This window comes from Catenovulum agarivorans DS-2 (genome assembly GCF_000568405.1).
Classification (GTDB): domain Bacteria; phylum Pseudomonadota; class Gammaproteobacteria; order Enterobacterales; family Alteromonadaceae; genus Catenovulum; species Catenovulum agarivorans_A.
Genome location: NZ_ARZY01000003.1, coordinates 92184 through 115046, shown reverse-complemented (window position 1 = coordinate 115046; position 22863 = coordinate 92184). Strand labels below are relative to the sequence as shown.

General features: G+C 40.4%; 19 protein-coding genes. 11 read left to right on the top strand and 8 right to left on the bottom strand.

Features of this window, described 5'->3' with window-relative positions; all coding sequences use genetic code 11:
* The first annotated feature begins 23 nt into the window (after nt 1–23).
* The 3 genes from DS2_RS02905 (at nt 24) to fghA (ending at nt 4637) form a co-directional block, all read left to right on the top strand.
* Nucleotides 24–2438 (top strand): PVC-type heme-binding CxxCH protein, encoded by a 2415-nt coding sequence (locus DS2_RS02905; RefSeq protein ID WP_035013130.1) that lies wholly within the window; start codon nt 24–26, stop codon nt 2436–2438.
* Between the two features lie 217 nt (nt 2439–2655).
* Nucleotides 2656–3786: an S-(hydroxymethyl)glutathione dehydrogenase/class III alcohol dehydrogenase gene (locus DS2_RS02900; RefSeq protein ID WP_035013129.1), complete on the top strand. Its 1131-nt coding sequence runs from the start codon at nt 2656–2658 to the stop codon at nt 3784–3786.
* 8 nt (nt 3787–3794) lie between these two features.
* On the top strand, nt 3795–4637 hold the full coding sequence (fghA, locus tag DS2_RS02895) for an S-formylglutathione hydrolase (RefSeq protein WP_035013128.1): 843 nt from the start codon (nt 3795–3797) through the stop codon (nt 4635–4637).
* Between the two features lie 87 nt (nt 4638–4724).
* Here fghA and DS2_RS02890 read toward each other — a convergent pair whose 3' ends face one another.
* A complete protein-coding gene (locus DS2_RS02890) occupies nt 4725–5615 on the bottom strand; it encodes a prohibitin family protein (protein ID WP_035013127.1) in 891 nt (296 codons plus the stop codon).
* Nucleotides 5616–5686: 71 nt separating this feature from the next.
* On the bottom strand, nt 5687–5896 hold the full coding sequence (locus DS2_RS20775; RefSeq protein ID WP_235188531.1) for a hypothetical protein: 210 nt from the start codon (nt 5894–5896) through the stop codon (nt 5687–5689).
* Nucleotides 5897–6122: 226 nt separating this feature from the next.
* On the opposite strand from DS2_RS20775, the gene DS2_RS02880 reads away from it, so the two are divergent.
* Nucleotides 6123–7220, top strand: a complete 1098-nt coding sequence (locus DS2_RS02880) for a hypothetical protein (RefSeq protein ID WP_035013126.1) — start codon at nt 6123–6125, stop codon at nt 7218–7220.
* Nucleotides 7221–7306: 86 nt separating this feature from the next.
* On the opposite strand, the gene DS2_RS02875 is transcribed toward DS2_RS02880, so the two are convergent.
* The gene (locus DS2_RS02875) at nt 7307–9076 is read right to left on the bottom strand and encodes a DUF5060 domain-containing protein (RefSeq protein WP_051479560.1); all 1770 of its coding nucleotides are present in this window, start codon (nt 9074–9076) and stop codon (nt 7307–7309) included.
* Between the two features lie 149 nt (nt 9077–9225).
* Nucleotides 9226–11163, bottom strand: a complete 1938-nt coding sequence (locus tag DS2_RS02870; RefSeq protein ID WP_152537530.1) for a CRTAC1 family protein — start codon at nt 11161–11163, stop codon at nt 9226–9228.
* Nucleotides 11164–11520: 357 nt separating this feature from the next.
* On the opposite strand from DS2_RS02870, the gene DS2_RS02865 reads away from it, so the two are divergent.
* Nucleotides 11521–11754, top strand: coding sequence for a hypothetical protein (locus DS2_RS02865; protein ID WP_035013125.1), 234 nt, complete (start codon nt 11521–11523; stop codon nt 11752–11754).
* Nucleotides 11755–11761: 7 nt separating this feature from the next.
* Here the strand turns inward: DS2_RS02865 and DS2_RS02860 are convergent, their stop codons facing one another.
* Together DS2_RS02860 and DS2_RS02855 are read right to left on the bottom strand one after the other, a co-directional pair.
* Nucleotides 11762–12058, bottom strand: coding sequence for a hypothetical protein (locus DS2_RS02860; protein WP_035013124.1), 297 nt, complete (start codon nt 12056–12058; stop codon nt 11762–11764).
* A 61-nt stretch (nt 12059–12119) separates the two neighbouring features.
* Nucleotides 12120–12593 carry a hypothetical protein gene (locus DS2_RS02855; RefSeq protein WP_035013123.1) on the bottom strand — a complete coding sequence of 158 codons (474 nt, stop codon included), beginning with the start codon at nt 12591–12593 and terminating at the stop codon, nt 12120–12122.
* Nucleotides 12594–12730: 137 nt separating this feature from the next.
* Between DS2_RS02855 and DS2_RS02850 the strand changes: the two genes are divergently transcribed.
* The 5 genes from DS2_RS02850 (at nt 12731) to DS2_RS02830 (ending at nt 19415) form a co-directional block, all read left to right on the top strand.
* The gene (locus DS2_RS02850; protein ID WP_035013122.1) at nt 12731–16432 is read left to right on the top strand and encodes an ATP-binding protein; all 3702 of its coding nucleotides are present in this window, start codon (nt 12731–12733) and stop codon (nt 16430–16432) included.
* Nucleotides 16429–17064, top strand: a complete 636-nt coding sequence (locus tag DS2_RS02845; protein WP_035013121.1) for a condensin complex protein MksE — start codon at nt 16429–16431, stop codon at nt 17062–17064. Before DS2_RS02850 ends, DS2_RS02845 begins: the two co-directional genes overlap by 4 nt.
* Entirely contained in the window at nt 17061–18278 is a 1218-nt protein-coding gene (locus DS2_RS02840) for a hypothetical protein (RefSeq protein ID WP_035013120.1), read from the top strand. The genes DS2_RS02845 and DS2_RS02840 overlap by 4 nt, the downstream gene beginning before the upstream one ends.
* 86 nt (nt 18279–18364) lie before the next feature.
* Entirely contained in the window at nt 18365–18973 is a 609-nt protein-coding gene (locus DS2_RS02835) for an HD-GYP domain-containing protein (RefSeq protein WP_152537529.1), read from the top strand.
* 25 nt (nt 18974–18998) lie between these two features.
* Entirely contained in the window at nt 18999–19415 is a 417-nt protein-coding gene (locus DS2_RS02830; protein ID WP_035013119.1) for a CBS domain-containing protein, read from the top strand.
* Between the two features lie 31 nt (nt 19416–19446).
* On the opposite strand, the gene DS2_RS02825 is transcribed toward DS2_RS02830, so the two are convergent.
* A complete protein-coding gene (locus tag DS2_RS02825) occupies nt 19447–20679 on the bottom strand; it encodes a hypothetical protein (protein WP_035013118.1) in 1233 nt (410 codons plus the stop codon).
* 137 nt (nt 20680–20816) lie between these two features.
* The gene (locus tag DS2_RS02820; protein WP_035013117.1) at nt 20817–21191 is read right to left on the bottom strand and encodes a hypothetical protein; all 375 of its coding nucleotides are present in this window, start codon (nt 21189–21191) and stop codon (nt 20817–20819) included.
* A gap of 119 nt (nt 21192–21310) precedes the next feature.
* Between DS2_RS02820 and ccoG the strand changes: the two genes are divergently transcribed.
* Entirely contained in the window at nt 21311–22744 is a 1434-nt protein-coding gene (gene ccoG / locus DS2_RS02815; protein WP_035013116.1) for a cytochrome c oxidase accessory protein CcoG, read from the top strand.
* Nucleotides 22745–22863 lie beyond the last annotated feature (119 nt).

The window sequence follows — 22863 nt, the reverse complement described above, 5'->3', positions numbered from 1 at the left end:
CGACGATATAGCTAGAGTTCGTTATGAAAAAATCATTTATCCAAGCCGCGGTCATTAGCCAACTATTCATGAGTATGCACTCGATAAGTGCAGAAGCAGACAAAAAAATCACCTTTAAAGGCGACAGAGCCGGCCATGTAATGGAAGACATTATTCCAGCAGAGCATATTCCACCTTCACCTATTTTAACGGTCGAACAGGCATTAAAATCATTCCAATTACAACCTGGCTTTGTACTCGAAAATGTCGTTTCAGAGCCTAATATATTTAACCCAGTCGCGTTAGCTTTTGACGGTAACGGGCGGATATTTGTTTGTAAAATGACCCGCTTTATGCAAGACCTAACAGGCAGCACAGAACATATGCCTGATGGAAGTATCGCCGTATTAGAAGACACCAATGGGGATGGCAAAGTTGATAAACGCACTGAGTTATTAACCGATATTGAAATGCCGCGCACCATTGCAATGGTGGAAGGTGGTCTTTTTTATGCGGATAATCAACAGCTCTATTTTGTTGAATTAGATGAAGAAGGTGGCGAAATTGTCGTTAAAAATCGCCAAGTTGCCGATGCCACATATGCAGAAGGTGGCAATGTAGAGCATAAAACCAACACTATGCTTTATGGCATAGACAATTGGTACTACAACGCAAAAAGTGCCAAAAAATACCAAGTGTTAGCTCACAATGCACCTGTACCCAGAGGTAGCAAAGAAATCTATCGCAACCAATATTGGAAACTAATTAAAGGTCAATCCGACTACCGCGGTCAGTGGGGGTTAACCATGGATGACCAAGGCCGGCTTTATCACAATGGCAACAGCCAGCCACTTCAGGGCGAATATTTATTGCCAGGTTCGCTTAGACATAATCCGGGCTATTGGCCCAAAATGGGTGCACACTCAATTGGCACCAATAATATTTACCCAGCTAGAATGAACCCAGGCGTAAACCGTGGTTATGTGCATGGATTATTACACACTGACGAAAAAAACTATGGCAAACTTAAACAGTTTACCGCCGCCAGCGGCAGTTTGATTTACCGCGGTGATAACTTCCCTAAAAAATATTATGGCATGGGTTTAACTCCAGAGCCTGCGGGTAACCTAATTAGCGCTCGTTTTATTGAAGAAAAAGTCGGTGAGCTTGCAGGTACAGCGATATTTCCTCAACAAGAAATATTAACTTCAACGGATGAAAGATTCCGCCCGGTTAATTTATACACAGCACCCGATGGCTCACTGTATATAGTAGATATGTACCATGGGATTATTCAACATAAAGAATTTTTAACCAGTTATTTAGGCAACCAGATAAAACAACGTGATTTAGATAAAGGCAACCATACAATGGGGCGAATTTATCGGTTACGTTGGGCTAATGCCCCTGCGGGTAAACAACCTAACCTTACCAATAAATCATCGTTACAATTGGTAGAGTTTTTAAGCCATGCCAATGGCTGGTGGCGCGACACAGCAAGACAAATGATAGTTCAGCATGCACTGATAGCAACAAATCAAGCCGACACTCAAGCAGCAATTAACCGCATAAAACAACAGCTCAGCTCAACCAACAACGAAGTTGCCAGCATCAACCTATTATGGACTTTATATGGATTAGATGCCGTGGATTTAGCCAGTGTGAACTCTGTTTTAAACAGTGCTAAATTGCCAGCCAGTAGCAAAAAAGCAGCAATAGCAGTCGCAGCTAAACTGCCGAAGCCGGCCCACCAAACATTTGTTGATAAAGCCATTGAGCTCTCGAAAAATAACTACGACTTTGCATTGCAATCTGCAGTGACCGCGGCCGCTTTGCAATCAGATAATGTGCTCATTTTATTAAAACAAATACTCGACCAATATTTACCACAGCCATACATCCGTCAAGCAGTAGCCAGTGGTTTAAATACACGCGCAGCCGAATTTTTGGCCATGCACAATGGTGAATATCCAGACTCAGAATTTATGTACATTATGAACAATTTAGGTAAAAAACCAGCAGAGATAAACAACCGCGCGCAACTTTCTGAACTTGGTATACAACTGTATGATCAGGGTAAAGAGCTGTTTATGGGCAGAGGTGGCTGTGCAGGTTGCCATGGTCCAGATGGTGACGGCATTTCGGGTTTAGGGCCAACATTTTGGAAAAGCGAATGGGTGATTGAGTCTGAAGAAAAGCTCGCAAAAGTATTATTGCATGGTTTACAGGGACCAATAAAAATAGGCTGGATGACTTGGCGTACCAGCGCAATTATGCCTGGTTACGCAACTAGACCTGATATATCCGACCAAGACCTAGCGGCAATAGCGACCTATATTCGTAACACATGGGCCAACACAGCTGACACCGACGGTGAAGTGTCACCTGAAGTGATAAAAAAGGTACGAGAAGCCACTCAAGGGCAAAATCAGCCTTATACTATGAAAGATTTTCAATAGTATGCAGTTTTAGGCGCTTGTTATCCTTATTACATTGCTGAACTTGCGAGCTCTAACAAGTTCAGCTATCCCTAACAATTACCACCTAAGAAAAATCATTAACTATACTATATTCATTATCTGCCATTGTGATAAACAAGCAGGGTTTAACACAGTGCAAAACTCAGCTACCATAACAAGCAAATATAAATAACAAATTTACTAGGAAATAAAAAACATGACACAAGCTTATATTAAAGCAAAAGCAGCCGTTGCTTGGGGACCAAAGCAACCGTTAAAAATTGAAGAAGTAGAGGTAATGCCACCACAAAAAGGCGAAGTACTGATTAAAGTTGTCGCCTCAGGTGTGTGCCATACAGATGCGTTTACCCTATCAGGAGAAGATCCTGAAGGTATTTTCCCAGCCATTTTAGGCCATGAAGGTGGTGGTATTGTTGAAGCGGTTGGTGAAGGTGTAACAAGCCTTGCAGTAGGCGACCATGTTATTCCGTTATACACACCAGAATGCGGCGAATGTAAATTCTGTTTATCGGGCAAAACCAACTTATGCCAAAAAATTCGTGAAACCCAAGGCAAAGGTTTAATGCCAGATGGCACGACACGTTTTTATAAAGACGGCCAGCCGATTTACCACTACATGGGTTGCTCTACTTTTGCTGAATACACTGTATTACCCGAAATATCTTTAGCCAAAATTAACAAAGATGCGCCACTAGAAGAAGTGTGTTTATTAGGCTGTGGTGTCACCACAGGCATGGGCGCAGTTTTAAATACAGCTAAAGTTAAAGAAGGTGACACAGTTGCTATTTTTGGTTTAGGTGGCATAGGTTTATCCGCAGTTATCGGCGCAACTATGGCTAAAGCCAGCCGCATTATTGCAATAGATATTAACGACAAAAAATTTGACTTAGCCAAACAACTTGGCGCGACTGACGTAATCAACCCAAAAGACTACGACAAACCAATACAAGAGGTGATTGTTGAATTAACCGATGGTGGTGTAGATTTTTCATTTGAATGTATTGGTAATGTTAACGTGATGCGCTCAGCATTAGAGTGCTGCCATAAAGGTTGGGGTGAGTCAGTGATTATTGGTGTTGCTGGTGCAGGCCAAGAAATTTCTACACGACCATTTCAATTAGTAACAGGCCGAGTATGGCGTGGCACCGCATTTGGCGGGGTTAAAGGCCGCAGTGAATTGCCTGGTATTGTTGAACAATATTTAAAAGGTGAGTTTAAATTAAATGACTTTATTACCCACACCATGGGACTGGAAGATATCAATAAAGCGTTTGATTTAATGCACGAAGGCGAAAGCATTCGTTCTGTGATTCACTTTGATAAATAGGCAAATAAATGTCATTAACTAAGTTAAGTGAAAACAAAGTTGCTGGTGGTTGGCACCAGCGCTTTAGCCATCAATCATCCGTCAATAATTGTGAAATGACTTTTGCAATTTTTTTGCCGCCACAAATTGCACAAGGGCAAAAAGTTCCAGTATTGTACTGGCTGTCGGGTTTAACCTGTACAGATGAAAATTTTATGCAAAAAGCAGGTGCATTTAAAAAGGCTGCTGAGCTGGGAATTTGTATAGTTGCACCTGATACCAGCCCACGCGGTAACGACGTTGCCGATGATAAAGAAGGCGCATACGACTTTGGTTTAGGTGCTGGTTTTTATTTAAATGCCATACAAGCGCCGTTTGCACAGCACTACCAAATGTATAGCTATATTACCCAAGAGTTGCCGGAGTTGATTGAAGCAGAGTTTAATGTTTCAGACAAAAGATCAATTAGCGGTCATTCAATGGGTGGGCATGGCGCTTTAACTATTGGCCTTAAAAATCCAACAAGTTATCAGTCGATTTCTGCCTTTTCACCTATAGTAAACCCAACACAAGTTCCGTGGGGGCATAAAGCTTTTAGTGGTTATTTAGGTGAAGACAAAACAACTTGGGCTGAATATGACAGTTGCGAATTGCTAAAACAGGCAAGCTCAATTCAACCGATAATGATTGAACAAGGTTTAGCAGATCAGTTTTTACACAACCAACTAACGCCACAAGCTTTGTTAGATATAGCAGCAGAAAAAGGCTTTACATTAAACTACACAGCGCATGAAGGTTACGACCACAGCTACTTTTTTATCAGCAGTTTTATTGATAAACATTTAGCGTTTCATGCGGGGTATTTGGTTTAAGGTATTAACTTAAACCAAAGGCTTGCTAGCGTCTAATGTGCTGAGCAAGCCTAATTTTAACTTAAAACTAAGAACTCTATGCGCATACTAGTTTTTACGCATATCCAAAATAGGTAAGCTCCCCTCACCCATAATCGTGCTTGGTAATTTACCATCCCAATTTTGCGCTTCGGTCAAACTCACAATTAGCGGATTATTGTGCAGTGCTTTGGCTTTGGCCTCAATTGCAGTGGCTTCAGCTTGACCTTTTAACACAATAGCTTTTGCCTCAGCTTCAGCGACTTTAATAATACCTTGTGCTTTAGCATCAGCAGTATTTACTTCACGCAAGGCTTCTAAACGTTGGCGTTCAAGTTTATGCTCTTCGGCTGCGGCTAAATTTTTCTCTGTTTGTTTAATTTCAATTGACTGAATATATTTTGCTGGTAGTTCGATATTTTCAATTTGAATGTTATCCACCACCACTGGAAAGCTTTCCATTTCTTCAATCAGCCTTTGCTCTATGCCTTGAATGGCCAGTGCGCGGTCTTGGATTAACTGCTCAGCTTCATATCTTGGAATAGTATCTTTAGTGGCAGAACGAAAACGCGGATCTAAAATACGTTGCTCGAATTGCACTAAACCACCATATTTTCTAAATAAGTCTAACGCAGCGTTTTTGTCGACCGTCCAGTTAACACTTACAGCAATCGTAACTGGCATTTGCTCTTTAGTGCTAGATGCCATTTTTTCAGCATTTTTACGCGTACGCACTTCGATTGGCTCAACCGAGTCGATAAAAGGTAGTTTAAAATGTAGCCCTGGATTTTCTTGATATTTGGCTTCGCCAAAACGTTTAACAATGCCGACATGCCCTTCCTCAACCGTATACACACTGCTAAACACAATCGAGATAGCGATAATTGCAAAGACGATACTTGAGCCAAATTTAAGTTTGTTGGTAACAGTTTGATTAGATGATAATGCATTCAATGACATAACTTTCCCTCGTGATTAATTCGAATTGAACGGAAGACATATTATGTCAAAGGTTTTGTATTTGCAAATTTTTAACAAGCAGTTAAATTTGGGATAACCAAGGGTTTGTCAGCAACAGCTTTGGCTGCAGCATAAGTTGCTTCTTTTTCAGAAGCTCCATATTGCTCAACTTCGGGTAAACATAAAGCGTCGAATTTACGCATAGTTTGCACATCCATAACACCAGCATCAGCAAGACCTTTCGCTGTTTCATGCATCACATCTAAAATGTTGTTACTCATTGTGTTTTACCTCTATTAATTCACCTTTATTAATCGCAGTTAATATCTGCTCCTCGCTATAACTGAGCAATTCTTTGGCCATTCATCTCAACGTTTTTAATACTTTTTTGCTGATATTATCTTGCTGATTCTTCGCAAAACCAAACATGATAAAACCATTCCATTTACTTTGTCTGCAACTACAGTTAACTTAACCGCTAATCCAAATAAAAATTCTTAGCAAGTCGTGGCGCATAATCAGCAACCCAATAATTTATTTACTATTCTATTCAGTTTATTGGCTGTTATAGCTGCGCTGTTGTTTTTTTTGTACCCCGATACTAACCAAGCACCACCACAGCCAACTCAAGCGAATAAAACACCTCCTACACCCAGTGTACGAACCTTAGATAAGCTTGGGTTAAAGCCGCTAGAAACTAACGATTCTAAGCCAGCCGAACAATTAGAGGTTGTTGTGCCCGAGCAGCAGGTATTTGATGTTGGCCAACTGCTTGCCAACACCACGAGCATTAACAACTGCGCCATAGAAAAAGATGAAGATTTATATCAGCAAGTTATGTATATGCTAGAAGACACCTTCACCCAACATGACTACCTATATGGCAAACTGAAAATAAACGATACCTTGTCAGTGCAGGTCATTTATCCTATTGGTTTTAACGATGCGTTTTGGGCTTTATATAAAAACCGTTTGTTGGATGTATTAAAAGTTTATTCGCAAGAGCTGTCGTTTAGTTTAATCAAACCGACCGAAATTGTGCTGTTTTTACTACCAGAGCGTGACGAATATATAGATTTATTGGAGCAAATTTCTTTTGATGGCCAATCTAGTATCGGCGTGTATTTTCCGTATACCAATTTGGCTTTTGTTAATTTAATTACTTTAGAGCAAAGCGTTGAAACTGCGGTGCACGAGAGCATTCATCGGCTTAACCAATATTTTTTTGGTTTTACGGCCAGAGTAATTAATGAAGGTTTAGCCGAGTATTTTGAAAGTTCAGCGATACAGAACTATACAATTGCGAATGAGTTAAACAAGTTTGAACAGCAAGATTATGTGCTTGAGCCGCACGAGTTATTTACTGCTTATCCATCCTGGACACCAGATGATTATGCTGCTTTATATTTTTCAGCTAAGCTACTCACCCACTATTTAATCACGCAAACACCTCAAGAGTTTACTCAGTTAATGATTAAAGAAGCTGAAGACAAATGCTCGCCGCTGCCACTTGATCAATACAGCCAGCAAGTAGAAAGCTTAATTATTGAACAGAAACAGAGTTATATTGAGTGGCGTGGAGCATTAACCTCTACACAGCTCTAACTGGTAATCAAAAGCCATTAGCGACTCCTTACTCAAACAGAGGAAATAAGACTAATGGCTTTTCGCGGATAAAACAAAAGTTTTGTTTATTCAACCAATAACAACCAATCGTTTTGGCTTGTTAGCAAGGCGGGCTCTGCAACAACATTGCCCGATTTTGGGTTAAACCAAGTTTGTTTTGCTTGCGCAGCTATCGGCAATTGTTCAATTAGTGCAGAATCAAACGATGGGAAATAATACAAAGCACGTTTGCCATCGGTTAAACAATAATATGCTAAGTTTTTTGCTGCACAATTGCTGGTTAAACTATAACCGCCTGCCTGTTCAAATAATTCGCGTGCGACTTGCGTTTGCTGCCATAAATTATCACGGCTGCGCCAGTCTTCTGCATTTAAGTCGTTATGTGCATAGTTGTAACCAAAGTACCATTCTACCCCACTCGCTTGTTGCATAAGTGATGGCCACAATACTTGTTGGCGCATGATATTATGCTCTGGATCATCTGCGTCTGGTTTTGCACCAGTGTGCCAAATACCAATTTCATCCATTGAAATTGTCCACATATGACCAGCTTGACGTGATTTTTGTCGCCACTCTGCTATCTCTTTTCCGACTCTTGCAGGTTGGTCTACTTGAAAAGACAAACCTAATAAATTTTTGTGCCCCAATAAGCCTGTTAAGGTTTCATGTTTGTGTTTATTGCTTGCATGGCTGTGAATAATAATTGGATGTTGGTACGGGTCAATTGCGGTTAAATAATCAACCATAGCTTTTACTTGTTCAGGGCTTTGACCATTTGGTGAAAACCCCACAGGGCCATTTTCTTCACCTATATTCCAGAGTATGTTGGAATGGTGAGCAAAACGTGCCACTAATTCTTGCAAATAAAGTTTACGCAGCCTTTGAGTATCACCATTATCTAACAAAAGTTCGTTTTCCGTTTCTTGCAATATAATGTGTGCGATCATGCCTTTATTGCGCATGTGTGCAAACACAATATCCCATTGCGCCAGTTTGCTAACATCAAATCTATCAAAGGTTTGGTGGTCGGTATACGGCCACACATCATTACCGTCACCAGTGATATTCATGGTAATAAAATAAATACTATTCATACCTGTGCTGGCTAAATAGTTAATTGCACCGATTAAGCCTTTGCCTTTGCCTCTTTGCCAAGTAGGATCACCTTCTTGCCAATCAGCAATATGCGGTAAATATTCATGCAACTGTGTGTTGTAAGCCGTATCATTTTTTTCTGGATTTTTGACAGGGCGTTGTGCTCTATATGTATTATCAAAATCTGCATAAGCGAATAGAGTTTCAGGGCTATTTGCCCCCATCTTTAGCACAAATTGTTGGTTGTTGCGCTGGTAATAATAACCATTTTTCACTGTCAGAAAATCGCTAGCGATAGTGTGCTGATTATTCTCAATTACCTCGATTACACCACTTTCATGTTGTAATTGAATCAGCTCTGCGTCGACTATATTTGGATTAATTGCAATGTTTTTACCGTGCTTAAACTCCAATCGATATTGCCAGTCGCCAGCCTGCTCTGGGGTAAAGTTCACTTGCCAAATATTACCCGACTCCGCGGATGTGTTTGCCGCTTTACCATCTGCAGCATAAAAGCCCCGAACCGTTTTGCTGATACCATTTAATTCAAAATGCGCTAGCAACAAATAATCCGTAAATGGATTTATTTGCGCTTGTTCGTTGGTCATGGGCCCTTCAACGTTCAACGTAAAAGTTTCCATTACAGCTATTTTGTGTGAGTTATCATATGGCTGGCATGCTGCCAGTAGCATGAGCAATATGCTCCCCAAAGCATATTTATATAGATTTTGGCTGTTCATTTTTCTTTCCTAGTATTTTAATTATTAAATAATGCCTAATTGCATTGGCAAAAAAACCAACAAGGCATAGATTAACAGATAAAACCCAAGATTTACTGAGACAAATCCAGCGCATAAAAGCCGAATCTGTCTCAGTCATATAGCGGGTGTTATTTAGGAAAGTGACCAACAATTTTTAATTGATTGGCTGCTACTTGTTGTAGCTTTTGTTGGCTACCATCACGCCACTGAATAGTAACTTCTTCAACCATGTCGGCTTGAGCTAGGCCAAAGTGACAAATATTTGTGACACTTTGAGAGTGCGATGCACTATGCGATCCAACCAATTGAAACTGACTCGCATCTTTGGTGACCACTGTTACTTTGGCACCCAATGGATCTGTCCCTTTAGGTGAGTATCCAATGCGCAGCGATAAGTAGTTATTATCGGCCAAATCAGAGGTATTTTGATATAAATGCCAACGGCCATTGTCATCATCACCACTTAAAAGATCTAACTTACCATCAAAGTTATAGTCAAAAGCAGCGCCCATGTCACCATGAGAGTCCATACCAATTTCAGTATCTGCGCCATGTTGCATTTGCAGGTTAAACTGGTTGTTGCCTTGGTTAATCAATAACGCATCGGCAACGCGCTCTTTTAACTCGCCAAAGCGATATAAGAAAAAGTCAGCAAAGGTATCATTGTTAAAATCACCCGTTACAACGCCCCAGTTGTTGTCCTGTGCGATACTCGGTAAGTTGCTCGAGATATCCACTAATTTTCCACCATCATTACGCAGTAACGCATCTGGCAAGCCTAATTCTTGTGGCTTCCACTCAGCATCATAACTTTCAACCCCGATAAACGAAGCTCGAATATCCCATGCTAGATCATCAGTCAACTTCCATTCAACACGCCAGTTTCCGTTACCAACATAACCAATATACCAACCCGTTTCGTTAATTTCTTCAGGGAAGCCCTGTGCTTGCTGCTGGCTTATGCTGATTGCCTCAGCGGGTGTCGTTATTTGTTGTTTGGTTTTGCCTAAATAAACTGGCATATATTCCATACGGCGGGCACGTGGGAAGTGAGAAAAATCAGTCAAAGTCAGGTCACCATGTGCGTGTAAGGTAAAACCATCTTGACTCTTATTACCTTCATCTCGAAGATCTAATCGACCTGTTTGTGGATTAAACGAAATCGCGTTGTTTGCAATGGTGTAATAAAGTTTGCCACGTGCAAAGTAGTAATCTAAATCGCCATCATTATCTATATCTGCTTGAGCCACCGTTAACACACCATGGTAACCATCAGCTGTTTGAGGCAATACTTTTTGGGTGACATCGGTATAGTGGAAGTCCTTGTTGCCTTGCCATACAGTTGTTTTGCTGTACGCATTAAAAGCAATCAAGTCGGACACTCCATCATTGTTCAAATCTGTAATTAATACCCTTTCAGCGTCTATTTCTTCAAATTCTGGACTGGAGCGATAAACAAATTTGCCGTTGCCCAAGTTTTCAAACAATATATTGCGTGGCACCTCTTCGCTGATCATTTTTTCAGCATTGATTTGCATAAAATCAAGATCACCATCCAAGTCGATATCAATCCAACGCACAGCCCGGCCTCGCGCGCCCATTTCAGATAAACCAGCTTCAACAGTTACATCAACAAACTTACCATTGTCATTGCGCAATAACCTTTGCGGTTGCGGTTTTTTCCCATTACCGCCTCCTAATGAAATAAGCACATCTTGATCACCATCCAAATCATAATCGCCAGAGGCAATACCGTGCAAATCAACTCTTGGGTAAATATTTTCATTCTTGCGATAGGTACCATCACCGTTGGCCATAAATAACTCGATTGGTGTGGTATTGTGATTGGTCAGCAATAAATCGTAATGGCCGTCATGATTCAAATCGGCGATAGAAGGCCCACCATACTTCCAATTTGCCTCGGTAACTAAACCAACTTGGTTAGAAACATCTTCAAAAGTAACTTTTTTATTTTCTTGGCTCACTTCATTTGTTGAACTGCAGCTAAACTGCAGTAATGTAAGTGCCGACAATGTAGCTAACGCAGCCTTGTTAAGTCTAATCATAGCAACCTCAATTTATATATAAACATCGACCCATTTAGTTTAAACACCAAACCAAACAAATTGTTTACATTATACATACAACAAAACATCTATAAATAGCTTTAACTGATTAATTTATTTTTATATGAAAATAAAAAATCACAGGCACAGATAAAATAGAGAAGTTATAAATCAAAAGTTGTTAATCAAACTAAGTACCATCCATTTCTGGTTGTTCGAAAAGGATGAATAGCTGCTAGTAAACGAGTTGCTTAGCAAATGGGTCGCATTTTTGCGATTTTTTAACAAAATCGGTTTAAAATGAAACAAATTAGATTAAGATTAAAAATATATTGATTGTTGTTATTGGTAAGTAGTATGACACAAAGATACGAGCGCAAATTAGTCTTAGACCCAAATCAATGGTGGGAGCATTTATCTATGGCACAAAAGTTTGCTGCAAACTCTCTATTCCAATATGGTTATCAACTACAGTTTATTCGCCAAACGGAGCATGGCAAACTAGCGGTACTGATGTGTGATGACAATATAATTACCCTCAACGAAGAAGGCGACGTTGATAACGCGCCGAATATCACCTTGCGAACATAACAAAAGATTATTTTTTATTCGCTTTGGCAGTCGCCTGTTGCTTTAATTTAGCCGCTCTGCGCTTTCCTTCTTCAGCCGCTTTTTTATCTGCGCGGCGCTGTTGTTCTTTTTTCTTTTCTTCTTCGGCTTGAACTGTTGATATATACACCAACCACCCTAGCCACGACAAAAATAAAGTTGCCAGTAACCACATATTTTTAGATTGACCCATAGCCCGTTTGTCACCCGCAACTAAAGCTATCGGTAGAAGAAAAAAACAAATACCAATTATGTACAACAATAAATCTGTTTCGGTCAGGCCCATGCTGCTTTGTCCATTCAAATCTGCCTATATGTCCAAAGTATAGCAGTAAATTAGCGAATGGTTAGCTGTCAGCTAGTTCTATTAGCTGACGGCATAAGTCCATATGCTGGCGAACATGGGTGCCCGCCCAGGCTTGTTTAAGTGCATGAGATTGATCAACAAAAAAGTTATGCATTTGCTCTGCTGTGAGTTCGCCACTGCGGCCCAAATTACGTTCAACCGCTTGTTTAATCGATAAATTTTTATACACCATATCTTGAATAACATAAGTGCTATTGCCAACAATTGCTTCGGCGACTTTCACTTGCATTAAATCACCACGCGTTTGTTTTACCAAAGCAAGCTTATCGGTTAGATGACGTTGGTACTCGTCTGCCAACAAGGAAATGACTTCAGCTTGACTTTTATTGTCATTCGAAATGTTATTAAGCTGGGTTTGACAGGCAGTTAACTCCTTACGGACTCCTTCTGTTTTTGACGCAAAATAGAAAATAGCCAACAGCAATACCGCAAACGCCGCACCGACAAAAATCACAACAACCACCTATTTTTATTATTAAACTGAGTAAATATTTGAGTATGCTACCTGAATAATTCTACTTTTGGCAATTGCCTTTAGCCCAACAATACGCATAATGTTGGGCTGCTTAATCAAGATAACAAAGGGTTTGTATGCCAAGTTTGCAGCGCATTGTATTAATAGATACCCACTTACCAGGCGTGGTAGAACTAAAATTAGAGGGCCATACCAATATTTGTGGCACCAACGCTTCGGGTAAAACAACTTTACAAAGATTAATCCCAGTATTTTATGGTGAATTTCCTAGCCGAGTTGTTCCTGCAACACGTGATAGTTTTGAAAAATGGTATTTGCCGCGCGAATCTAGCTTTATTATTTACGAATACAGCCGTGGTGAAGGCAAGTTTTGTCAAGCTGTATTGGCTTCTTCTGGTAATGGGGTTAACTACAGATTGGTCGACAAAGCTTTTGCAATCGAAGACTATTTACAAGCTCAAATCACTGGCGATTATAAACCTGTCACTATGGTTGAGCTTGGCCGCAATCTTAAACGTGAAGGCGTGCATACCACAAGTTTGCTCAACACAACTCAGTACCGAGCGATAATTCAAAACGACCGCAGTCAACTCAACCAAAGCAGCAATGGACGCGAATTATTGGCATACGCACGTCAATTTAGTTTGTGTGAAAATGACGCCAACCTGCGACATATCGAAAAACTCGCCAAAGCAGTACATTCTAAAGAAGGAAAAATGGAAACCATTAAAGCTATGGTTTCAGCGATTTTAGAAGAAGATGGGGTAACACCACCTAAAAGCAGCTTAAATATCAACAAAGTAGACGATTGGATTAGAGAATGCCAACTCATCCAAGGTTTTAACCAAATTAAGCCTGAATTTGAGCAGCTAGAACAACAACATAAACAATTACAAATAACTGAAAAACGTTTAGCGCAACTAAAAAGCCATTTTAGTTTAGACCAATCAAAATTAAGTAAAGAGCTTATCGAGTTGCAAAACAGCTTTGAGCAAAGCCAAATTGAGCTAAAAAAACTCAATAGTGAATGGTCGTACCAACAAGATAAACTCAACCAAACTCTATCAAGTGCACGGGCTGATGTTGCCCAATTCGAAGCTGATTTAGAACAAGTTGAGAGTGATTATTTAGACTGGCAAGACAAAGATATCGACAGCTTACAACAAAAAGTGACGCAACTGCCACAATGGCAAAGCCAGCTAGATACGTTAAATTCTCGCTACCAGTTGTTGACCGAAAAGCACTCGGATATTGAATCGGCGTACAATAAACGACTCGCTCAAATTAGTGAACAACACGCCGAAGAGATAGAAGCCTATCGTGCAGAAAAAGAGCAAGTAAATGAGCAATTGGCCGAACAGAAAAGTCAAGAACAGCAACAACTCCAACAGCTTAAACAAAACTACCAAAATCAGCTGAGCCGTATTGAGAGTGAATTTAAAGACAGCTTGCATCAATTAGTTAACGAGCATACTGAAATAAACAGCATTATGCAGCATGTTGCGTTCACCGCGCATGAACAAAGTGAACTAGACTTGCTTGATGCGCAAATTAAAGAAGCGGTAAACGAAGAAGATCACAGCCGTAGCCAATTGACCCAGCTAGAGCAGAAAAGAAGCTCGCAACAGCAGAAAAGGCAAAAATTGGTTGATGCGCTTAATCAAGCGCACAAAACGCTACAGCAAAAGCAGCAGGCAGCTGAAGCTATTGAAAAGCTGCTCTATCCAGGACAAAACACCTTACTGGAGTTTTTGCGCAGAGAAAAAGCAGGCTGGGAAAATAATTTAGGAAAAATAATTCATCCACAATTATTAAACCGTACCGACTTAAAACCACAATTAGCCAAGTTAACCGATGGGGAACAGAGCGAACATGCATTTGCTGTACTCGTCGATTTATTGGCTTTAGAGACGCCAGAATACGCTGAAAGCGAACAAGCATTAAAAGCTAAACAGGCACAAGCACATGAGGCGGTCAAACAAGCAAAAGCACAAGTTGAACTAGCCGAACAGAATTTAGCAGAATGCAGCAACGAACTGCAACAACTCGAAAACCAATTGAGCCAGTTAAAAAGTGATGTAGAGCACAAAAGCCAGCAACGTCGTCGCTTCCAGCTCGACAAAGATAACTTACATCAGCAGTACCAACATAGCCTAAATGAGCGAAAAGCTCGTTACACAGCTCAACTTGAGCAAAACAAACAAGCCCAACTCAAACTGCACAATGAAAAACAAGCCTGTGTTGACGAGATTGCCGAGCAACGTGCAGAAGCAGAGCTTGAACACAAAGCCCATTGGCAACAACTAATTGCAGATTTATCGGCGCGCATCAGCCAAGTTGAACATCGTATTTTACAAGCGCAAACCAGCTTTAAACAAGACAAACAAAAATGCGACTTATGGCTAAAAGATGAACTGTCGCAACGTGGTGTCGATGTCGACGAAATCGGCCAAGTGAAAAAAGAAATTCAGCAATTACAAAAAGACATTCGCTATGTTGAACAAAATCGAAACTTGGTAAATGACTATCAGCACTGGTACCAAACAGTATTTAACGGCCATAAAATAAAATGGCAACAAGGGCTAGCAGAAGCCAAACAAATACAAGCGGATACCGAGCGCAATCTAAACCAAGCCGCTCAATCCTACCAGCAGCAAAGACAAAAGCTTAACGAAGTAAAAACCGATTCAGAGCAAGCTTTACGGGAGGCTAAACAACTTGAACAAGAATTGCAGCAAGTATCGCGCGAGCTAAACAGACTGAAACTGCCCCCTTGTGCTCCAGTACAAGAAAATGCCAGTTTGGCCCAGCGCATAAACGAAAGTCGCGAACAACTAGCAGAACGCGAAGAGCTAACCCAAAACGTCAAACACAAACTCGGGCATTTCGACAGCTTAATTGCCGCGCAAGCTGGTACAGGTTTAGCTGAATTATGGGATAGGTCGCGCGAAGAGTGCAGTTACACTGATAGTAAAGGCTTACGTCAAATCAACCATATTAAATTAGTCGAAAAACTCTCGGAGCTCATCAATGTATTTGTCCCACAAAAACATCAAGGTTTATGTGAACAAGGCAAGATATTTGGTACTGGCTTAACCAGCTATTATCAAGTCCTTGCCGACATAGACAAACGTATTGCTAGCCAGAGCAAACGCTTAAGTAAAGAAGTAGACGCTGAGCTTTACTTAGACGGCATTTCCGATTCAGCGGTGACGATCCGGTCAAAAATCAGTGAATTGGAATTTTGGCCAGAACTTAAACAATTCCACCAATTGTATTTAGACTGGCTGGAACAAGGTACCCACCAACTCCCTTCAAGTGAATATGCAGCGAGTATGCACCGAGTACTGGATATTTTGGGTCGCGCCGCGTTAACCGGTGGTATTAGCAAACTGCTGGATATTGAATTACGTATCAAAGAAGGCAATAGCGAGCTAGTGATCCGCACCGACCGCCAACTAAACGAATCTTCAAGCCATGGTATGGCTTATTTGATTTTATGTAAGTTCTTGCTGGCTTTCACCCGATTACTGCGAGGTCAATCAGCTGCCATAATCCATTGGCCAATAGATGAACTAGGCACACTGCATTTAAATAATATTCAAAAAATCTTTAAAGCATGTGAACAAAATAACATCGCGATTGTTGGTGCGTTCCCAAATCCAGAATCGGAAATTTTATCATTATTCGACAACCGCTATTTAATTGATAAACAAACTCGCAAACTACAAATTGTACAACCACGCATTAGTGCAATTTCGCAGCGTATTCAACAAGCAAAACAAACAGTTAAAACCACAGAGGATGCCAACGTATGATGACTCAACAAGGCCAAGTGTTAGAAACCTTATTGTCTGGTGGTTTTGTTTGCCGTATTAGCAACGAAGATATGTTTAACTTTTTGCAACAGCCACAAACGGCACAGCAAATTGAAAACCAACTGAATATCTTAAATCGTACATTGACCAAAGCGGCAGATGGCGAGGTATTCTATGCAAGTTATTTATCACTAGCTGACAAAGAACGGGCTGTGCTTGAACGACAGTTTAAAGAAATCACCGCCAACTTATTACCCTTAGTTGAGTGGTTATTGCTAGTGCAAGAAAGCACAGGGCAAGATGTGCCATTGTCCCAAGGCAGTGCTATTCGCCTAAACGAACTACAAACAACGATAGAAGACACCCCTGCTTTGCTAGAGCAACTAGGCAAAATATCCACATTCCCACTGTTTGGCTCCACCAGCAAAACCGCCGATGGCCAACTTAAACAAGTATTCAAACGCTTAGGTGAATTAGGATATTTGGTTAAACCCAACAGCGAAAAACAAATATATATAGCGACTGGCAAACTAGAGTATCTGTACGAAGTTATCCGTTTTATTGATGAAACCGAAGCACTGTCGTTAACCGAACAAGCAGAAGCTGCGATGCAGCAGGGTGTGTTACTGTGAAGGATAATATTACCCAAGCTGGTCAAAAACTCCTGCGCGCCATGGCGCGTCATAGCGACATTATTATGCAAGCCTATGTTAAAGGTGCGGTAGACGAAAGCCTGTATAGCTCACAAGTGCTGGAAAACCTGCAAAACTTAGGCATTTTATGGCGGCCTGACATTGAATCTGACTTACGTTTGCGCCGCATCGTAAGAGCGCTGTTAGAAGAAGGACTAAGTGACGAGCGCAACCGCCAAGTGGATGCGAATATAGGCTCAGCACTGGCAAAGGTGACCACATTAGTCGCGCATTACAAAGAAGCTTGTAATAAACACAGATTCACCGAAGCAGAATCACACTTTGCCGACTTAACAGAATTGACCTACGCAATGATCGACTCGTTAAAACAAGGGGTGCGCGGTTTATGGAGCAGAATTCACAAAGAGTTTGGTTATGTTGCATCCATCGATGCAAAAATACGTGAAAACCAACTGGCACAACAACAAGTCACTGACATTTTGAGCCAGTTAGAAATGTTCCACTTTGATAACCTTGCGCAAGAGGCTGGCAGTAACCGTGACTTACGCCGCTTGTTAGTCGTTACCTTGCAGTCAAACTTTGCCGCAGTGACACAAGAGCTAAGCTTGGTGCAGGCAAGGTTAAACGAATTGCTCGGTCGTTTTAGAGAATTTCAAGGCCGTACCCGTTTGTTAAAAGGTTTTGTGTTGCACATTGAACAACAACCCGACTACAACCCACAAAACTATGCTAAACATAGCCAAGTGCCTAGTGTGTTCAATCAAGCGCAAGCTATTATCCAGCCCGCGGCAATAGATGTGCGCAACGCCAACCATGAAGCAGACTTAGCGCAAATTGTTGGCCGCATAAAAGCAATACTTCACCTGCGCAACCATACGCCACAAGCTGCAGCGCAAACGGTAAAAATAGAACAAAGCCAACCAGTAGAACTAATAGAAAATAAAATTCGCCGTTGTGTTGAAGATTATTTTTGTCGAATCATTGACACTGGTGAGCGCTTATCTGCGCTTGATTATCATATTGAGCATCAACTTGAATTTGATCACGAAGCATGGATTTATCAAGTTATTGGTGGTTACGAAGCTTTGCCCAGCAATGACAAAGCTTATTTCGGCTTAGAAAAATCGATAAAAGATCACCCACAATTTAATGGCAATAAAATTATTGAAGATGTTTCACTGTGGTTTAGCTAGCTAAATAACTAGCATTGCCTATACTCAAATAGCACAATAATCGTAAATTTAATTGGAATATAAAATAACTTAAGTAGGGAGTCACATTGGATAAAAGAACGCTTTATCAGTTGGTTACGGCTATCTCTTCCGCAGCAGAATATCGAGATGCCTATACCTCAATGCACCAAAGTCATGTATCGAATTTAGCTAGGTGTATTGCCCAAGAGTTAGCACTGTCTGAAGAGATCGTTGAATGTGTGCGTATTGCAGCAACTTTGCATGATATTGGTAAATTGGGAGTGCCTCTTTCGATACTAACTAAAGTGGGGAAATTGCGTGAAGAAGAATTTGCATTAATTAAGCTGCATCCAGTAATTGGCTACGATATTTTGAAAAACATTGATTTTGATTATCCCGTGGCATTGGCTGTACGCCAACACCACGAAAGGTTAAATGGATCAGGATACCCAGATGGTTTAACCAGTGAAGAAATTTTACTCGAAGCTAAAATAATAGCAGTTGCCGATGTAGTTGAGTCCATGCAAGCGGCTCGCCCTTATAGAAAAGCACTTGGGATTAACACGGCATTAGAAGAAATATCTCACAATAAAGGCATACTATATGACGCCGATGTTGTTGATGCTTGCATTAAATTATGCGCAAAAATGGACGATGACGTATTTATATCCAAGTTAGCAGCTTTACACCAGTAAAGCTAAAAACGAGTGTGGGGTGAATATGAGTATTGCTAAGATAATGAGTGGCAAAGTGGTTTCGGTAGAAATGGATGACTCGTTAGCCGAAGTAAAACGCATTTTTGATAATGCAGAATTTCACCACTTAGTTGTGTTGTCCGACTACAAGTTAGTGGGTGTCATATCCGACAGAGATTTATTAAAAGCATTGAGCCCTAACCTAGATAGCGCTGGTGTTACAGCAAGAGAATTAGCTTGCTTAAACAAAAAAGCCCATCAAATAATGTCTCGCAATCCAATTACTTTATTGCCAACGGCCACCATTAAACAAGCAGTTCGCATTTTTAATCAGCACAAAATATCCTGCATTCCAATTGTTGATCCAGATAATAAAGTACAAGGAATTGTGACATGGCGCGATGTTATGCGTAAACTTGAAGAAGCTTACCAAAAAACCTAACCGTATTGGCCTGCAACACAATTACATTGATTTATGCTTTACGGATCCACTCCAACGCATGGAATATCGACACCGCATTGTAGTCTTGAGCGCGTAAAAATTGCATGGTTGCATTATCCATATTGGCCAATTTGAGCAGTTCCAGAATATCTTCGCGTTCATCCATTTTTGCAATCGACAGCATTTTATATTGAGTAAAGGCTTTTGCCTTACTCATTATATTGCGTAATGCTTGGTGTTCGTCACCTTGTGAATCGAAAATCTGTGCAGCAGGAATGTAATTAAAATGCAATGCATCAATAATTTTATGCAAACTAGGTTCAATTAATTGCATCAGATTTGCGGTAATTTCGCCACTGGGTTGATAACTTTCAATCGCCTTAACCCTAAAATCACTTTGGCGCTTGGACGCGGCATAAATGCTATCTTGCTGCACGTCTTTTGCGACACTCGACAACAAACTAAATAACATCAGCTCAGCAAATACACTTAGATAAGCGAGTAAAAATACAATATGCAAATCATTGCGCTTTTCTCGGCGACCAATAAATAGTGCAGATAATGCGGTCCAATAAGCAAAGCGCCGAAATCGCGACCAAGGTTGTTTTAAAAAATCTTTTTGTAGCGCTACTTTTTGCTCAACCAAAAATACAGGAATTAATGCAGTAATCCCTTTAACATTCAGAAAATTAGTGGCCTGTTTTAAGTCTTTCGACTCTTGATTTGCAAAATGGCTGCGACAATCAGAGCTATTGCAAAAAAAGACAAATTTATCTGCTAACCATTTACATGGCGTAATCGCAGATTCTAAACCACTAACAGATAACCTATCGTCACCTAAAACAGAAAAAATTCGTTTAAAGTGTCCCATATCTCGACTATCAGCAAAATACTTAAGAGGATAGTTGTTTAAGGTATTGTCTAGTTGCTTCTCAAGCATCAAATCGATGCTGCGATGCACTGCATTGACTTTTTCAAGTTGGCTATTTTTATCTGATTGGCGTTTTTTTAGTGCTTCAATTTCAACTTCAAGGAGTTGCCGGTTTAGCTCGGCTTGGTATGCTTGCTGCTCTTTTTCTAGTCGGGCCTGTAAATTGCCTTGTGCTAGGTAATGATAAAATGTTTGCTGCGCAGGCGTAACTCGTCCAGATAAACTATATCTATCCCTATAACTGAGTTGCACATGTGCCTTTTTTTTGAGCTTTATTTCTTCAATCGGTGTACTGGTGTCACCATCAAACGGAATATCATCTAAAAAGGACATACAACTCCTTGATCCTTTAAACACTGTAGAACAACAAAGTAACCTAGTGGTTAAGTTCAGATTAAGTTTTATATGAACCTTGGTTAGTTACTTATTATCACGTTTATTACATCTTTAGCACAAAAAATCAACACCTTTTATCTGTTTTTGTGCAAGGCACTTTGTGTTTTAATCGCTTGTCGGCAAACACTGGTTAAGTTTTTATCACTAAAAATAGGATGATAGGGGTCTGATTCAAAACAATAATTGTCAACAAATCTATCTATGCTATCCACACTGCGGCTAATTTGTTTAAGATGCTGTTGTTCAGGTGGAGCAAACTCATTAAACCTATGAACAAAGTGTTCATATAAATCAACAGGTTTTACCATGCTTTGTGTTTTGGTAATTGAACCTGCAGACTGCCATACATCACCAACGATACGCTTTTTGTATTCCTGAAACTCAGGTGTTTTCCAGATATGCATTGCACCAGCGATCAAGATAATCCAAATTAATATCTTCTTTAACATATTTGATCCACAACATAAAAAGACAAAAAACGTCAAATTTCAACTTAGTTTTAGCTAAGTTAACCGCTATACTAAAAGGCCAATAGACGAACTATCATCAATAGAGCCTATCCTAAGTCATGACGGACAAAATTGATATAAAATCAGATACTAATCCAGTAAAAATCCAACCGGCCAAAAGCACCAGCCACCCACATAAGTCTGGCCGCAACCGCATTTACGTAAGAGCGGTTAAAGGCTTATATCAAACGGTTAGGCGTCGTATGGGTTTAGTCTTTATGGCTGCATTTATGTGTTTACCTTGGATACCTTACAATGGCAAACAAGCCATTCTTTTTGATTTGCCCAATCAAGAGTTTAATATATTTTCGCTAACGCTATGGCCACAAGACCTTATGCTACTGGCATGGATATTTATAATTGCTGCGTTTGCACTATTTTTTGTAACAACATTTATTGGTCGCGTTTGGTGCGGCTACATGTGTCCACAAACGGTTTGGACCTTTATTTTTATTTGGTTTGAAGAAAAAATTGAAGGCACTAGACACCAGAGGATGAAGCTTGATGCGCAACCAATGTCCAAACAAAAGTTTTTCAAAAAAGCGCTTAAGCACACTTGCTGGATTCTTTTTAGTTTACACACCAGTCTAACCTTTGTTGGTTACTTTACCAATATAGCGGATTTGTATATCGACTTTTTTACTTTCAACACGGGTTTTTGGATTGGCTTTTGGGTGCTATTTTTTACCGCATGCACCTACGGAAATGCAGGGTGGATGCGTGAAATAATGTGTACCCACATTTGCCCTTATGCACGCTTTCAAGCAGCCATGTTTGACAAAGATACCTACACAGTTTCGTACGATGCGAACCGCGGTGAAAGCAGAGGGCCAAGATCACGCAAAGCCGATCCGGCCAAACTTGGTTTAGGCGATTGCATTGATTGTAACTTATGTGTACAAGTTTGCCCAACGGGTATAGATATTCGCAATGGACTGCAATACGAGTGCATAAACTGTGGCGCATGTATAGATGCCTGCGACGGTGTAATGGATAAAATGGGCTATAAAAAAGGACTCATTCGTTACACAACAGAGCGCATTTTAGAAGGTGGGAAGTCTCATATTCTAAGAGGTAAATTAGTCGGTTATGGCCTTGTTCTGGTGGTTATGACGTCGTTGTTTGCCAATGCACTTGTCACACGCAAACCATTTGATTTAGACATCATTCGAGACAGAAATCAGCTTTATCGTGAAAACTTTGATGGTCATATTGAAAATACCTTCACATTGAAGATCCTCAATAAATCACAACAAGATGTTATTTATCATTTATCCGCTGACGAATTGGCAGAAGAATATAACTGGCTTGGTGACAAAACTGTGCTAGTCCATGCTGGTGATGTTGCAAATGTGCCGGTCAGCCTGGTGGTCGCTCCAGAACATTTACACGAGAAAAAGACTAATTTCTATTTTGTCATCACTATGAAACCTGACGATGCTGAACCAATTACTTTGTATGAGGAAAGTCGATTTTTTAATCGTCTGAGGTGATAATGAAAGCCACCTGCACTGAGCAAAGGTAGTTATATCAAGGTTTACTCAACTAACCCATTGCAGCCATAGCTTAATAAAGTTAGCAAGCAGAAAATTGAGCCAATAGCCACAAAGCT

What these genes read in the sequence shown, in the direction of transcription:
- DS2_RS02905 (WP_035013130.1), top strand. Translation starts at nt 24, where the DNA reads ATGAAAAAATCATTTATCCAAGCCGCGGTCATTAGCCAACTATTCATG.
- DS2_RS02900 (WP_035013129.1), top strand. Translation starts at nt 2,656, where the DNA reads ATGACACAAGCTTATATTAAAGCAAAAGCAGCCGTTGCTTGGGGACCA.
- fghA (WP_035013128.1), top strand. Translation starts at nt 3,795, where the DNA reads ATGTCATTAACTAAGTTAAGTGAAAACAAAGTTGCTGGTGGTTGGCAC.
- DS2_RS02890 (WP_035013127.1), bottom strand. Translation starts at nt 5,615, where the DNA reads ATGTCATTGAATGCATTATCATCTAATCAAACTGTTACCAACAAACTT.
- DS2_RS20775 (WP_235188531.1), bottom strand. Translation starts at nt 5,896, where the DNA reads ATGAGTAACAACATTTTAGATGTGATGCATGAAACAGCGAAAGGTCTT.
- DS2_RS02875 (WP_051479560.1), bottom strand. Translation starts at nt 9,076, where the DNA reads ATGAACAGCCAAAATCTATATAAATATGCTTTGGGGAGCATATTGCTC.
- DS2_RS02870 (WP_152537530.1), bottom strand. Translation starts at nt 11,163, where the DNA reads ATGATTAGACTTAACAAGGCTGCGTTAGCTACATTGTCGGCACTTACA.
- DS2_RS02865 (WP_035013125.1), top strand. Translation starts at nt 11,521, where the DNA reads ATGACACAAAGATACGAGCGCAAATTAGTCTTAGACCCAAATCAATGG.
- DS2_RS02860 (WP_035013124.1), bottom strand. Translation starts at nt 12,058, where the DNA reads ATGGGCCTGACCGAAACAGATTTATTGTTGTACATAATTGGTATTTGT.
- DS2_RS02850 (WP_035013122.1), top strand. Translation starts at nt 12,731, where the DNA reads ATGCCAAGTTTGCAGCGCATTGTATTAATAGATACCCACTTACCAGGC.
- DS2_RS02845 (WP_035013121.1), top strand. Translation starts at nt 16,429, where the DNA reads ATGATGACTCAACAAGGCCAAGTGTTAGAAACCTTATTGTCTGGTGGT.
- DS2_RS02830 (WP_035013119.1), top strand. Translation starts at nt 18,999, where the DNA reads ATGAGTATTGCTAAGATAATGAGTGGCAAAGTGGTTTCGGTAGAAATG.
- DS2_RS02825 (WP_035013118.1), bottom strand. Translation starts at nt 20,679, where the DNA reads ATGTCCTTTTTAGATGATATTCCGTTTGATGGTGACACCAGTACACCG.
- DS2_RS02820 (WP_035013117.1), bottom strand. Translation starts at nt 21,191, where the DNA reads ATGTTAAAGAAGATATTAATTTGGATTATCTTGATCGCTGGTGCAATG.
- ccoG (WP_035013116.1), top strand. Translation starts at nt 21,311, where the DNA reads ATGACGGACAAAATTGATATAAAATCAGATACTAATCCAGTAAAAATC.